The sequence below is a fragment of the Streptomyces sp. NPDC088730 genome (assembly GCF_044751215.1).
Lineage (GTDB): Bacteria > Actinomycetota > Actinomycetes > Streptomycetales > Streptomycetaceae > Streptomyces.
In genome coordinates this window covers 193,229-207,127 of the sequence record NZ_JBIVLK010000012.1, presented here as the reverse complement: position 1 = coordinate 207,127, position 13,899 = coordinate 193,229, and the positions used below count along the sequence as shown (strand labels likewise).

The window sequence follows — 13,899 nt, the reverse complement described above, 5'->3', positions numbered from 1 at the left end:
GGCCGCCGGGGGCGCGGAGGGGATGGCCGCGCACCTCGGGCCGGTGAAGGCGGAGCTCGCGGCGGCGCACGAGGGCCTGCTCGCCGGTACGGCCGGGCTGAGCGCCCTCGCGGAGCTGGGGAGCGTACGGGAGTCGTGGGAGCGGCGCTTCGAGTCGGCGCGCCGGGAGTGCGGGTCCCTGGCGGGGAACCTGCGGGGCGTCGCACGGGCCCAGGGCGAGACGAACGAGACCGTGAGGTCGTCCTTCACACCCGTGGCGAGGCCGGAGTGGGGAGTCGTACGTTGACGCCGCCGCCGACTTCCACGCTGACCTGGGCACAGTTACGGGACCTGAGGTGCGCCGAGCTGGAGAGTGCGGCCGACGGATGGGGAAAGGCGAGCAACCGCGCCGACGCCGGACGGGACCGGATCGAGAAGCAACTGCTGAACGGCCTGCGCGAGACCCAGCGGGGCGCGGCGGCGGACGCGGCGGTCGGCAGGCTGCGGCAGCTGGGCCGGAACCTGCAGTACGTGTACACGGAGTGCGGCCTGGTCCGTACGGCGCTGAACAGCCTCGCCCACGAGATGAGGGCCCAGCAACGGGCGTTGCGGGACGCGCTGGACGATGCGGAGGCGCTGAGGTTCACCGTCCACGCGGACGGCTCGGTGACGTACCCGGAGGCGGGCGAGGGCCTGATCGACGGTAAGCCGTTGCCGGGCGGCACGGCCTCGGTGACGGCGGCGCCGGGACTGCTGCCGCCGTCGGGGCTGGTGGCGCCGAACCCGAACGCGGCCAAGGCGCAGGACATCGCGGACCGGGTGACCAAAGCCGTACGGACGGCGGCCGAGATCGACTGGCGGTTCGCCCGAATCCTGCGGGACCTGAAGGCCGAGGAGGGCCTGAAGGTCCCGGACCGGACATGGACGGACGCGGCGGGCGACGCAGCAGCGGTACGGGACGCGGCGCGCGGCTACCTGAAGTCGGGCATCCCCCTCGATGCGAGCCCGGCGGCGCGCAAGACGTGGTGGGCGGGCCTGACGGACGAACAGCGCGAGGAGTACCTCGCGGTGTACCCGGACCAGATCGGCAACCTGGACGGCATCCCGGCCCTGGTCCGCGACACGGCCAACCGCGACAACCTCCAACTGCTGATCGGCAAGCTGGAGGGCCAGGACGACGCGGACGCGGAGACGAAGCTGGCGGGGCTGCGGGAGATCGACCGGCAATTGAAGGAGGGCCGGCAACCGCCGATGTACCTGCTCGGCATCGGGGACGAGGGGAACGGCCGCGCGATTGTCTCGTACGGGAACCCGGATACGGCGCGAAATGTTTCGGCATACGTGCCCGGGTTGAATACGTCGTTGGACGAGGATTTCGCGCGGAATGACCTCAAGCGGGCTCGGGATACTGCTATTGGAGCGAAAGAGATGGATCCCAGCTCCCCGACGGCTTCAATCGTATGGCTTGGTTATGATGCGCCACAGACATCGACTGATGATCTCATGGGAAACCTAGATGTCATGGGTGAGTCGAATGCCAGGGATGGGGCTGCTGCCTATAACCGTTTCATGGATGGGATTTCTGCAACGAATCAGGAGGGGGATCCGCATGTGACGGCGATTGGGCATTCTTACGGATCGTTGACCGTTGGTCTTGCTGCTCAGCAGGGCGGCGGAATCCCGGGAGCGGACGATGTGGTCTTGGTGGGAAGCCCTGGTACAGGTGCACACTCCGCAGAAGAGTTAGGTGTCGGGAAGGAGCACGTATTCGTTGGAGCGGCAGAGAATGATCCCGTGACCAAGTTGCCCAACAGCTACGAGGCGAGCGGACTTGGAACTGGGGTGGCAGGTGGTGCATCTACGGGATTCGCACTGGGGATGGGTGCAGGCCCTCTGGGGGCCATGATCGGAGGAGCTGCTGGGGGAATTGCTGGCGGCGCTGCAGGCTATGCAGCTCAGGATGCCCAAACCGAGGAGAGTGACGTCTGGTTTGGCACAGACCCCGCGCATCGGGATTTCGGAGCCAACCGTTTTGCAGTCAGCGATGGCCCTCGGCTACTGGAGCGAGGCCATAGTCCAACTGAGGCACACTCGAACTATTTCGATCCAGCCAAGGATCAGAGGTCTGCAGATAACATCGCAAGAATTGTGGCAGGAAAGTCGGGGCAGATCGAAAGGGACCGTCTCAGGTGAGGGCTCGTACTGCTGTTGTATTGGTCGCCCTACTCCTGCTTTCAGCGTGCGCTGAGACGATCAGGCCACAGAGTCGAGGGGATCGAGGAAAGATGAATATGCAGGAAGCTGCGGATCGAGCGGATGAAATCCTTGACGATACTTTCTCCCGTATCAAGCCACCAGTTCGGTGGGTGCACGGTGAGTCGACAGAGGGGAGCTGTGATGTTTCTCGACGGCGTGCGGTAGTCACCGTTATTTCCGAGGAGCGGAAAGGTAGCTTCCTGGGGGTTGTGGAACGCGAGTGGATGGATGCTGGCTATCACCAGATCGGCGTTAATGCAAATTCGGTAAGTCCGGCAACTTATTTTGAGACGTCGGACGGATTTCGGGTAAGGCTCCTTATCGGAGGGGGTGGGCAGGCATTCTTCGAAGTTGCCACGCCGTGTGTGGAAAGGTCCGAGGTGTCGATGCCTGCACCGCCACCCGGTGGATCGGAGCACGTGGGTGAGCCCGTTCCAGCCCCCCACGTCCGCTCCGACTTCTGGTCCGCCGGAGCACCCTGATGCTCCGTCAGTGACCCCGATGACTCGCACACACCGTCGAAAACACCCATGAACCCGTCCCCGATGGGGGAAGGTTGAGGGGTGCGGAAATTCTGGTTGGTGGGTGGGATCGGCGTCGGGGCCGCCATGTGCTTCGTGGCGTTGCTCGTCGTCGGTACGTACTCCGCCGCAGCCGGCCTCGGAGGCGGCGGTGGCGGGGCTGTCGGGCTGGCCAAGGGGGCGGTGCCGGCCAAGTACCAGCCTCTCGTCGAGAAGTGGGGCAACCTCTGTCCCGCCATCAACCCCGCCCTCCTCGCCGCCCAGCTGTACCAGGAGAGCGGCTGGGACCCGGGCGCCGAGAGTCCGGCCGCCGCGCAGGGCATCGCGCAGTTCATCCCCGGGACCTGGGCCGGACACGGCATCGACGGGGACAAGGACGGTGACCGCGACGTCTGGGATCCCGCCGACGCTATTCCGTCCGCCGCGTCGTACGACTGCGAGCTTGCCGGGTACGTGAAGAAGGTTCCGGGGGACGCGACCGACAACATGCTGGCCGCCTACAACGCGGGCGCGTACCGGGTGATCAAGGCGGGCGGGGTCCCGGGCATCTCGGAGACCGAGAACTACGTCAAGATCATCCGGTCCCTGGAGAAGAGCTTCGCCAAGCCCGTGGGCCGGGTGCAGCCATCCCAGCAGGCCGCGGGCGCCATCTACTTCGCGCAGAAGAAGCTCGGGACGAAATACCTGTGGGGCGGCAACGGCACGGCGGAGCAGGGCGGGCGGTTCGACTGTTCGGGGCTGACACAGGCCGCGTACCGGACGGTGGACATCGAGCTGCCGCGGGTGGCGAACGACCAGTACAACGCCGGACCGCACCCCTCGCGCGACGAGTTGCTCCCCGGTGACCTGGTGTTCTTCTCCGACGACCTGGCCAACTCGCGCGCCATCCACCACGTGGGCCTGTACGTTGGCGGCGGGTACATGATCAACGCGCCGTACACCGGTGCCGTGATCCGGTTCGACAAGATCGACTCGCCCGACTACTTCGGTGCGACACGCGTCACCAAGGACGGTGCCGCAGCCCTTCCGACCGCGCGGCCGGCCGCCTGACCGGGGGGCGGCGGTGGCCGGAACTCTCTGTGAAGCCTGGGCCCTGAGCTGCGACGATGAGTCACTCTTCGATAACGTCATGGTGATCATTCGGTGGAGAGTGGAACGTACGCACGGAACGCGTCGTTCTCTGGTTGGACCGGGGCAGCGGCCACTGACCGAGCGTCGTCCCACGTACGTGATCGAAGCGAACACGGGGGTTCGTCAAAGCGGTGCACATGGGCGTGCACCGCGGTATCAGCAGCAGACAAGGCAAGGGGCCGCGGCAGATGGCTGGACTCGCACTGGATGGGTCAAACCCCGACGTCAGCCTGCTCTACGACATCAACGGGCTCGCCAAGTCCGCTCCCACCTGGTTCGACAAGGTCATGGAGTTCATCGGCGAGTACGGGATCATGCTCGGCATGGTCCTGGTGGTCCTGTGGTGCTGGTGGAGCGCCCGTCGGCGCGGGACCCCCGAGGATTCGGTGACGGCTGTCTCCGGAATCGTGTGGGCGCCGCTCGCCGCGGGCATCGCCCTGCTGATCAACATCCCGATCCGCGGATTCGTCGAACGTCCGAGGCCGTTCAAGGACCACCAGGGGCTCGAAGTCCTGGTGGACGGGAAGAACGACTTCTCCTTCGTGAGCGACCACGCCACGATGGCGATGGCCCTCGGGGTCGGGCTCTTCGTGGCGAACCGCAGGTTCGGCATCGCGGCGATCGGGCTCGCGTTGCTGGAGGGTTTCTGCCGGATCTACATGGGCGTTCACTACCCGACCGACGTCATCGGCGGATTCGCTCTCGGCACGGCTGCGGCCCTGCTGCTCGCCCCGCTCGCGATGATGCTGCTGGCCCCCCTGGTGGGTGCCGTCTCCCGGTCTCCCCGGGCAGGCAGGCTCGTACGGTCGCGCCGGGCGCTGTCCGCGGCGGGAACCGGGAGCCGGGACGACGCGCTCGGGATTCCCGAGCCGAGGCCGGGCTCCGGCGGCGGTGACGGCGAGAAAGGGCTCGCGGCGTAGAAACGCGCAGTCGTGTCGCGCAGTCGGGAACGGGAGTTGTGAGGCCCAGTCGTGACGCGCAGTCGGGGACGGGAGTTGTGAGCCCCCGTCGTGACGCGCAGTCGGGGACGGGAGTCGCGAGCCCCCGTCGCGACGCACCGCCGTGACTGAAGTCGTGCGGCCCAGTCGTGACCGAAGTCGTGACGCCCAATTGGGACGTGCAGTCGTGACGCGCAGTCCTGACGGGCCGCCCGGTGGGGCCTTCCGCCCGGGCCCGCGGGGGAGGGACCCGGCCGCCGCTCCCCCCGCAGGCCCCTCAGAGCGCCTGCGGGAACGTGAAGGCGCCGTCCGGGTCGTACCGCTTCTTCACCTCGGCCAGACGGGCGGCGGCCGTGCCGTAGTAGGCGTCCCGCCAGTCCGTCAGCGCCGGGTCCGCGTAGTTCTGGTAGGCCGCTCCGGATGCGTGCCGGCGCAGCGCGGAATGGGTGTCTTTCAGCCAGTTCTGTTGTGGGCGGCCCGAGGTGCCGGGGCGCCAGGCGCCGATGTACTGGGCGAGCATCCGTGAGTGCCGGTGGACGAACGCCGTGGCCTTCGGGTCCACCCGGTTGATGGCCCCGCCCAGCGCGGTGAGCGCGATCGATCCGCCGCCGCCCTCGGCCGTGTCGAGCCGGGTGAAGGCCTCCGTCCGGTCGAGGAGGGCCTGGATACCGGCCGGGGGCAGCGCGTGGTCGTAGAAGTCGGACGCGGCCGCGTACGTCTCGCGCTGGAGCGTGCCCTGCGAGGTGCGGCCGGGCGTGGTGCCCGGCAGATGGCACTGGGCGTCGGTGATGCCCGAGCAGCCCGCGTACACGAGCATCGCCTCCTGGTAGCTGCGGCGGCGCAGCGAGACGGAGGAGGCCGGGGAGCCGATCCGGTCGGCGAGGCGGTCGACGGCGTTCTGCAGATCGCTGTACGTGCCGAGGCTGAAGGCCGAGACCGTCACCGTCGGGTTTCCGCCGCCGGGGCCCGCCGCGAGGTGTGCGGAGGACCAGATCTCGTCCGGCTGGTCCGGCCCCCACTTCTGCCAGGCGGTGATGACGGAGCGGGCGCGTGACCAGGGCCAGGACATGTACGCGGTGACGGTCTGCGGGGCCGGGCGGGTGCGGAAGCGGAGTTCGGTGACGACGCCGAAGTTGCCGTTGCCCGCGCCGCGCAGCGCCCAGAAGAGGTCCGGGTGGTGTTTGGCGTCGGCGGTGAGGGTCTTGCCGTCGGCGGTGACGATGGTCGCGGCGGTGAGGCTGTCGCAGGTCAGGCCGTATGCGCGGGCCGCGACCCCGTGGCCGCCGCCGAGGGTGAGGCCGGAGATCGCGACCGTGGGGCAGGAGCCGCCGGGGATGGTCACGCCGTGCGCGGCGAGGCCCTGGTAGACGCCGAGGAGCCGGGCGCCCGCGCCGATCGTGCCGTCCCCGCCCACGCGGGAGAGTGACGAGACGTCAATGACGAGCCTGCCGTCGCCGCTCGACCAGCCGCCGTAGGAGTGGCCGCCGCTGCGGATGGCGACGGGGGTGGAGCTGCGCCGGGCGAAGGCCAGGCACTCGCGGATGTCGTCCTCGTGCCGCACGTAGGCGACCGCGGCCGGTTTCTGCTTGTCGTAGCGGGTGTTGTAGAGCTGACGGGCTGTTGGATAGGCCGCGTCGTCGGGGCGTACGAGGGAGCCGTCGAGGCTCTTGGCCAGCGCGGGCCAGTCGGCCGGGCCGGTGGGCGCGGTCGTCGACGGGGACGCGGAGGCGCCGGTGGGCGTGGGCCCGCCCGTCCTCGTGGCCGGGGTCGAGCCGCCGGTGGGTGTGGAGGAGCCGGTGTCGTCGCAGGCGGTGGCGGTGACGCCGGTGAGTACGGCCGCGGCGCCCGCGGTCAGGACGGTGCGCCGGTTCGGCAGGGTCATCGGACCTCCGGGGTGGGGGGAAACGGGTCCTCGTGGGGTGCGGCCGGTGGTCCGGTCAGGGGGCGGTGCGGTGCGCGTCGGCGTCGGCGCGGGCCCGGTCGCGGGATCTGCGGGCCGGTCCGGACCAGCCGCAGCCGCATCGTGCGGTGCAGAACGAGCCGCGTTCGACGGTGGTGGGTTCGTGGGCGGACCGGGCCGGTGGCACGGCCGGTGGAACCTCTGCGGTGTGTTGGTCATACACGCGTCCACGGTACTGGGCGGGGCCGTCCGGCGGTGAGGGGTGGGCGGTCGGCGTTACGGGGGACAGGGGCAGTCGTTATCCGGAACGGGTGGGGGGCTCGGGCAAGCGGTACGGCGTTGGGGGTTGGCAGGCGATGGTGGTGCAGCAGCACAGATCCGGAGGCGGGGCGCGCGCTGTGTGCGCCCTCGCCGCGATGGGCGTGATGGCGGCGGCCGCCGGTTGCTCCGGCGGTGGCGGCGATCCGGCCGCGGCCGACGACCGGACCGGGCCCCGAGCCGTCGAGGCGGTGCGGCAGGCGGCCGCGGTGCTCACCGGCGCGGCGGACGCGTCCGCCGCCCGTACAGCGGGGAGACCCGGCGGCGGGGCCGAGGACACGACAGCCGGTGCGGGCACGTCCGGTGACGCGGGCACCTCCGCCCACGCGGACACGAAGGCCGGCGCGGGCACCACCGCCAAGGTGAACACGTCGATGGAGACGGCGGCGGGCGGTACCCGGGTGACCATCAGGGGCCGGGGGACGTACGACTTCCGCAGCCGGTCCGGGCGGCTCAAGGTGGTGCTGCCGCAGGACGCCGTGGGCAAGGAGGAGCACCTGCCCATCACGGAACTGCTGGCCCCGGGCGCGCTCTACATGATGAACCGCGGCGCCGGGGTGCCCGAGGACAAGTGGGTCCGGATCGACACGACGGCCCTGGCCGACGGCAACCTGGTGACCGGCGGGGCGACCGATCCGATGGCCGCGGCCGAGCTGCTGCTCGGGGCGCGTGCGGTGACGTACCTGGGCGAGAGCGATCTGGCCGGGGTGACGGTGCGGCACTACCGGGGGACCACCGACATCGGGCGGGCCGCGCGGCAGGCGCCGGCCGCCTCCCGGGGCGCGCTGACGGCGGCGGCGAAGGGGTTCCGTACGGACACCGTGCCGTTCGACGCGTATCTGGACGAGCAGGGGCGGCTGCGCAAGGTGCGGCACCGGTTCAGCTTCGCCAACGAGGGGCCCGCGGTGGAGGTGGTGTCGACGACGCTGCTGTACGGGTTCGGGGTTCCGGTGTCCGTGAGGATCCCGGCCGGGCGGGACATCTACACCGGTGAGATCCGGCAGGGGCAGCAGCCGTGACCGCCACGGACGGGATCACCGGGGGCGGGACCGCGCCCGATGCGCCGGAGCCGCCGGACGGGGGTGGCCAGGAGCTGTGCCGTAGGCATCTCGCTGAGGCGAAATGGTCCGTCCGTGCCATGCGCGGTGTGTGGTGCGCTCCCTACCCTAGGAAGTCGGAGACGGCAGTGAGAGGTGAGTGACGTGGTGACGCTCGGCGCACGGACCGTATCGGACCATGTGGCACTCGCCGAGATCGAGCTGTGCGGGGAGCTGATGATCGCGGCGTCGGCGGCGATCGGGGAACGCCTCAGTGCGGACCGTATCGACGAGGTGCTCGATGTGAAGGTGATCACTGAACGCACCACCGTCCCCCGGCAGGGAGAGCACCGGGGCTGACGGCGGGCGGGCAGGGCGGGGGCACGGGGGAGGGGCCCCGCGCGGGGCAAGCAGCAGGTGCTCAGGTACTCAGAATGTGCAGCGGCTCAGGTGCGCAGCAGCCGGGCGATGGCCTTGGTGGCCTCCTCGACCTTCGCGTCGATCTCCTCGCCGCCCTTGACGGCCGCGTCCGCGACGCAGTGCCGCAGGTGCTCCTCCAGCAGCTGGAGCGCGAAGGACTGGAGCGCCTTCGTGGACGCGGAGACCTGGGTGAGTATGTCGATGCAGTAGACGTCCTCGTCGACCATGCGTTGCAGGCCGCGGATCTGGCCCTCGATGCGGCGCAGGCGCTTGAGGTGCTCCGCCTTCTGGTGGTGGTAGCCGTGTATGCCCCGGTCGTGATCGGTGACGATCTCGACCGCCGGAACGGCGGTGTCCGCCGGGGTCGTGGCGTCCGCGGTGTCCGGTGACCGGTCCGCCCCGGTGGCCTCGGTGGTGGTCATTGCTGCCTCCCGTTTTCCCTTTACCCTGCCGTTTATATACCCCTGGTGGGTATATCCTAACGAATTCAGCTGAAACGTGACCGGGGTCCCGTGCTGATCACTGTGCCTGATGCGCGACACTGAAGAATGCCGGTTAGCCGTGGCCGGATGATGCGCCTAGCATCAGCCTGACCGAATCCAAAGCATCCCGAGGACCCCACGTGCGCTTTCGTCTGACCCCCAGGGAGACGAGCTTCTACGACATGTTCTCCGCATCCGCGGACAACATCGTCACGGGCTCGAAACTCCTGATGGAACTGCTCGGGGCGGATTCTGCCTCCCGAGTCGAGATCGCGGAGCGTATGCGGGCAGCGGAGCACGCGGGGGATGACGCCACCCACGCGATCTTCCACCAGCTGAACTCCTCCTTCATTACGCCCTTCGACCGCGAGGACATTTACAACCTCGCGTCGTCGCTCGACGACATCATGGACTTCATGGAGGAGGCAGTCGACCTGGTCGTGCTGTACCAGGTCGATGAGCTCCCCAAGGGTGTCGAGCAGCAGGTCGAGGTGCTGGCACGGGCGGCGGAACTGACCGCCGCGGCCATGCCGAACCTGCGGACCATGGACAACCTCACCGAGTACTGGATCGAGGTCAACCGCCTGGAGAACCAGGCCGACCAGATCCACCGCAAGCTGCTCGCCCAGCTCTTCAACGGCAAGTACGACGCCATGGAGGTGCTGAAGCTGAAGCAGATCGTGGACGTGCTGGAAGAGGCTGCCGACGCATTCGAGCACGTCGCGAACACGGTGGAGACCATCGCGGTCAAGGAGTCCTGAACCACGTGGACACCTTTGTACTGGTCGTGACCATCGGCGTCGCGCTCGGCTTCACGTATACGAACGGCTTCCACGACTCCGCGAACGCCATCGCCACCTCGGTCTCCACCCGGGCGCTCACCCCGCGTGCGGCGCTGGCCATGGCGGCGGTGATGAACCTCGCCGGCGCGTTCCTCGGCAGCGGGGTCGCCAAGACCGTCAGCGAGGGCCTGATCGCGACGCCCGAGGGCGACAAGGGGATGGGGATCCTCTTCGCCGCGCTGGTCGGCGCGATCATCTGGAACCTGGTCACCTGGTACTTCGGCCTGCCGTCGTCGTCCTCCCATGCCCTGTTCGGCGGCATGGTCGGCGCGGCGCTGGCGGGCGGGACGCTGGTGCACTGGATGGGCGTGCTCGACAAGGTCGTCATCCCGATGTTCATTTCGCCGGTGATCGGCCTGGTGGTCGGCTATCTGGTGATGGTCGCCATCATGTGGATGTTCCGGAAGTCCAACCCGCACAAGGCCAAGCGCGGTTTCCGGATCGCGCAGACGGTCTCGGCCGCGGGCATGGCGCTCGGTCACGGTCTGCAGGACGCGCAGAAGACGATGGGCATCGTGGTGATGGCCCTGGTCATCTCCGGCCACGAGACGTACAGCGACCCGATCCCGGTCTGGGTCAAGCTCGTCTGCGCGCTGATGCTGTCGCTGGGTACGTACGCGGGCGGCTGGCGCATCATGCGCACGCTCGGCCGCAAGATCATCGAGCTGGATCCGCCGCAGGGCTTCGCCGCGGAGACGACGGGGGCGTCGATCATGTTCGGCTCCGCCTTCCTGTTCCACGCGCCGATCTCGACGACGCATGTCATCACCTCGGCGATCATGGGTGTGGGCGCCACGAAGCGGGTGAACGCGGTGCGGTGGGGTGTCGCGAAGAACATCATCCTGGGGTGGTTCATCACGATGCCGGCCGCGGCGCTTGTCGCCGGAGCCAGCTACGGGGTTGTGTTCCTGCTCTTCGGATGACGGCCCCTCGACCCGCTCGGTCGGTCTCGGCAGAGCTTGATCGGTCCAGATGCGGCTTGATCGGTTTGATGTGGCTTGATGTGGGTCCGCCCCGCTCTCTTGTGGAGAGCGGGGCGGACCCTTTCGCCTTGTGGTGGCACCGCCATGCAGCACCCCAAGGCCGTCTGTGGGAGAGGTTCCGGGCCCGGCTCAGCCGAAGCGGCCGGAGATGTAGTCCTCCGTGGCCTGGACCGACGGGTTGGAGAAGATCCGCGCGGTCTCGTCTATCTCGATCAGCTTGCCGGGCATGCCGACCGCCGCGAGGTTGAAGAACGCGGTGCGGTCCGAGACCCGGGCCGCCTGCTGCATGTTGTGCGTCACGATGACGATCGTGAAGCGCTCCTTCAGCTCACCGATCAGGTCCTCGATGGCGAGGGTGGAGATCGGGTCGAGGGCGGAGCACGGCTCGTCCATCAGCAGCACGTCCGGTTCGACCGCGATCGCGCGGGCGATGCACAGCCGCTGCTGCTGGCCGCCGGAGAGACCGGAGCCGGGCTTGTTGAGCCGGTCCTTGACCTCGTTCCAGAGGTTCGCGCCGCGCAGCGACTTCTCCACGATGTCGTTCAGCGCGCTCTTGCGGTAGTTGCCGTTCAGCCGCAGGCCCGCCGCGACGTTGTCGAAGATCGACATGGTGGGGAACGGGTTGGGGCGCTGGAAGACCATGCCGACCGTGCGGCGCACGGTGACCGGGTCGACGTTCGTCCCGTACAGGTTCTCGTCGTCCAGCAGCACCTTGCCCTCGACGCGGCCGCCGGGGGTGACCTCGTGCATCCGGTTCAGGGTGCGCAGGAAGGTGGACTTGCCGCAGCCGGACGGGCCGATGAAGGCGGTCACGGAGCGGGGTTCCACGGTCATCGAGATGTCGTCGATCGCCTTGTGGGCGCCGTAGTAGGCCGACAGGCCACTGATGTCTATGCGCTTGGCCATCTGAATCACTGCTTTCCGTCGGCCTCAGCGGCCGGTCTTCGGGGCCTTCCAGCGGGCGATGCCGCGGGCCACCAGATTGAGGATCATGACGAAGGCGATCAGGACCAGGGCGGCGGCCCAGGCGCGGTCGTACGACGCGGTCTCGCCGATCTTGTACTGCTCGTAGATGTAGAACGGCAGTGAGGACTGGGCGCCTTCGAAGGGGTTCGGGTTGATCAGCTGACTGCCGAAGACCAGCAGGATGATCGGGGCGGTCTCGCCGGCGATCCGGGCGATGGCGAGCATGACGCCGGTGGCGATGCCGCCGATCGCGGTCGGCAGGACCACCTTCAGGATGGTGCGCCACTTCGGGATGCCGAGGGCGAGGGAGGCCTCGCGGAGCTCGTTCGGTACGAGCTTCAGCATCTCCTCCGTGGAGCGGACCACGACCGGGATCATCAGGATCGTCAGGGCCAGCGCGCCCATCAGGCCGGAGGGCTCCAGCCCCGCGATCAGCATGATCGAGAGGATGAACAGGCCGGCCACGATGGACGGGATGCCGGTCATCACGTCGACGAAGAAGGTGACGGCCCTGGCGAGCGGCCCCTTGCCGTACTCCACCAGGTAGACGGCGGTGAGCAGGCCTAGCGGGGCGGAGATCACCGTGGCGATACCGACCTGTTCCAGCGTGCCGATCAGCGCGTGGTAGACACCGCCGCTGTCCTCGGAGCCGAGCACACCGGCCATCGAGTGGGTCAGGAAGTAGATGTCGAGGCGTCCGGAGCCCCGGCTGACGGTCGTCCAGAGCAGCGAGGCCAGCGGGACGATCGCGATCAGGAAGCAGACCCACACCAGGCTGGTGGCGAGGCGGTCCTTGGCCTGCCGCCGGTTCTCCACGACGCTGGTCGCGACGTACGAGATCACCAGGAAGAACAGCGCGGAGAGCAGGCCCCACTGGACGCGGCTGTGCCAGCCGGCGGCCGCGCCGATGCCGACGCCCAGGGCGATCGAGACGGCGGCGAAGCCGAGCGGTGCCGTCCGGGGCAGCGTACGGCTGCTGAGGCTGTTGCGCCGTGCGGGCGGTATCGGCGCCGGGCGGTCCTGGACGCTGGTGGATGCGTGGCTCATGCGTTGGCCCCCGAGTACTCCTTGCGGCGGGCGATGATGAGCCGCGCGGCGCCGTTGACCAGCAGGGTGAGGACGAAGAGGACCAGGCCGGAGGCGATCAGGGCGTCCCGCCCGAACGCGTCGGCCTCGCCGAACTTCGCGGCGATGTTCTGGGCGAACGTCCCGCCGCCCGGATTGAGCACGTGCAGCGAGATGAGGAAGTTCGGGGACAGCACCGTGGCGACGGCCATCGTCTCGCCGAGCGCGCGGCCCAGGCCCAGCATCGACGCGGAGATCACGCCGGAGCGGCCGAAGGGCAGCACCGAGAGGCGGATGACCTCCCAGCGGGTGGCGCCGAGCGCGAGCGCGGCCTCCTCGTTCATCTTCGGGACCTGGAGGAAGACCTCGCGGCTGACGCTGGTCACGATCGGCAGGATCATGATCGCGAGCAGGATGCCGACGGTGAAGAGCGAGCGGGCGACGCCGACCTCGGTCTTCTCGAAGATGTACGTCCAGCCGAAGAACTGGTCGAGCCAGAGGTTCAGGCCTTCGAGGTACGGCACCAGGACGAGCGCGCCCCAGATGCCGTAGACGATGCTGGGCACCGCGGCGAGCAGATCGACGACGTACGCGATCGGTCCGGCCAGCTTGCGCGGCGCGTAGTGCGAGATGAAGAGGGCGATGCCGACAGCGATCGGAACCGCGATGAGCATCGCGATGATCGAGCTGACGACGGTCCCGAAGAGCAGGACCGCGATGCCGAAGACGGGGGGGCTGCCTGCCGGGTTCCAGTCGAAGGTGGTGAAGAAGTTGCCTTCGTCCTTGGAGATGGCGATGGCGGCGCGGTAGCTGAGGAACACGGCGATCGACGCCATGAGCACGAGCAGCAGGATGCCGGAGCCCTGTGACAGGCCCAGGAATATCCGGTCGCCGAGGCGCCCGGCCGACCGGGGGCGGGTTCGCCCGCCCGGCCGGGCCGGTGGTGTCTCTGTCTGTGTGGTGGAAGCCATGGTCTTTCCGGTCTGTGTGGAGGAGCGGAGGCTCCCCTGGCGGCGGTGCACCGGATGGGGGTGGTGGTGGCCGCCGGTCCGGAGGGGTGT

At 68.8% G+C, this 13,899-nt stretch carries 14 protein-coding genes; 8 read left to right on the top strand and 6 right to left on the bottom strand.

Annotated elements, in window-relative coordinates; translation table 11 throughout:
• Window positions 1–22 precede the first annotated feature (22 nt).
• From ACIP89_RS29440 to ACIP89_RS29425, 4 genes are all read left to right on the top strand, one after another.
• Complete coding sequence (locus ACIP89_RS29440; protein ID WP_401934252.1) at window positions 23–286, top strand: hypothetical protein; 264 nt, start codon at window positions 23–25, stop codon at window positions 284–286.
• Complete coding sequence (locus ACIP89_RS29435; RefSeq protein WP_402117575.1) at window positions 283–2,172, top strand: alpha/beta hydrolase; 1,890 nt, start codon at window positions 283–285, stop codon at window positions 2,170–2,172. Before ACIP89_RS29440 ends, ACIP89_RS29435 begins: the two co-directional genes overlap by 4 nt.
• A 626-nt stretch (window positions 2,173–2,798) precedes the next feature.
• Window positions 2,799–3,806, top strand: coding sequence for an NlpC/P60 family protein (locus tag ACIP89_RS29430; protein ID WP_401934256.1), 1,008 nt, complete (start codon window positions 2,799–2,801; stop codon window positions 3,804–3,806).
• Window positions 3,807–4,075: 269 nt separating this feature from the next.
• Window positions 4,076–4,807: a phosphatase PAP2 family protein gene (locus ACIP89_RS29425; RefSeq protein ID WP_402117573.1), complete on the top strand. Its 732-nt coding sequence runs from the start codon at window positions 4,076–4,078 to the stop codon at window positions 4,805–4,807.
• Between the two features lie 295 nt (window positions 4,808–5,102).
• Here ACIP89_RS29425 and ACIP89_RS29420 read toward each other — a convergent pair whose 3' ends face one another.
• Entirely contained in the window at window positions 5,103–6,707 is a 1,605-nt protein-coding gene (locus tag ACIP89_RS29420) for an FAD-binding protein (RefSeq protein WP_402117571.1), read from the bottom strand.
• Between the two features lie 55 nt (window positions 6,708–6,762).
• Window positions 6,763–6,948 (bottom strand): hypothetical protein, encoded by a 186-nt coding sequence (locus ACIP89_RS29415; RefSeq protein ID WP_401922419.1) that lies wholly within the window; start codon window positions 6,946–6,948, stop codon window positions 6,763–6,765.
• A 133-nt stretch (window positions 6,949–7,081) separates the two neighbouring features.
• Between ACIP89_RS29415 and ACIP89_RS29410 the strand changes: the two genes are divergently transcribed.
• Both ACIP89_RS29410 and ACIP89_RS29405 read left to right on the top strand, forming a co-directional pair.
• Entirely contained in the window at window positions 7,082–8,062 is a 981-nt protein-coding gene (locus tag ACIP89_RS29410; protein WP_402117569.1) for a hypothetical protein, read from the top strand.
• A gap of 183 nt (window positions 8,063–8,245) precedes the next feature.
• Window positions 8,246–8,440 carry a hypothetical protein gene (locus tag ACIP89_RS29405; RefSeq protein WP_401922424.1) on the top strand — a complete coding sequence of 65 codons (195 nt, stop codon included), beginning with the start codon at window positions 8,246–8,248 and terminating at the stop codon, window positions 8,438–8,440.
• An 86-nt stretch (window positions 8,441–8,526) separates the two neighbouring features.
• On the opposite strand, the gene ACIP89_RS29400 is transcribed toward ACIP89_RS29405, so the two are convergent.
• Window positions 8,527–8,922, bottom strand: coding sequence for a metal-sensitive transcriptional regulator (locus tag ACIP89_RS29400; RefSeq protein ID WP_123524638.1), 396 nt, complete (start codon window positions 8,920–8,922; stop codon window positions 8,527–8,529).
• A gap of 200 nt (window positions 8,923–9,122) precedes the next feature.
• Between ACIP89_RS29400 and ACIP89_RS29395 the strand changes: the two genes are divergently transcribed.
• Window positions 9,123–9,743, top strand: coding sequence for a DUF47 domain-containing protein (locus tag ACIP89_RS29395; protein WP_024493297.1), 621 nt, complete (start codon window positions 9,123–9,125; stop codon window positions 9,741–9,743).
• A 5-nt stretch (window positions 9,744–9,748) separates the two neighbouring features.
• Window positions 9,749–10,747, top strand: coding sequence for an anion permease (locus tag ACIP89_RS29390; RefSeq protein ID WP_389208149.1), 999 nt, complete (start codon window positions 9,749–9,751; stop codon window positions 10,745–10,747).
• 189 nt (window positions 10,748–10,936) lie between these two features.
• Here the strand turns inward: ACIP89_RS29390 and pstB are convergent, their stop codons facing one another.
• From pstB to pstC, 3 genes are read right to left on the bottom strand one after another with little or no spacing between them, the layout of a single operon-like run.
• The gene (gene pstB, locus ACIP89_RS29385; protein ID WP_401922427.1) at window positions 10,937–11,713 is read right to left on the bottom strand and encodes a phosphate ABC transporter ATP-binding protein PstB; all 777 of its coding nucleotides are present in this window, start codon (window positions 11,711–11,713) and stop codon (window positions 10,937–10,939) included.
• Window positions 11,714–11,737: 24 nt separating this feature from the next.
• Window positions 11,738–12,820 carry a phosphate ABC transporter permease PstA gene (pstA, locus tag ACIP89_RS29380; protein WP_401922430.1) on the bottom strand — a complete coding sequence of 361 codons (1,083 nt, stop codon included), beginning with the start codon at window positions 12,818–12,820 and terminating at the stop codon, window positions 11,738–11,740.
• Entirely contained in the window at window positions 12,817–13,809 is a 993-nt protein-coding gene (gene pstC, locus ACIP89_RS29375) for a phosphate ABC transporter permease subunit PstC (protein WP_401922431.1), read from the bottom strand. The genes pstA and pstC overlap by 4 nt, the downstream gene beginning before the upstream one ends.
• Between the last annotated feature and the right edge of the window lie 90 nt (window positions 13,810–13,899).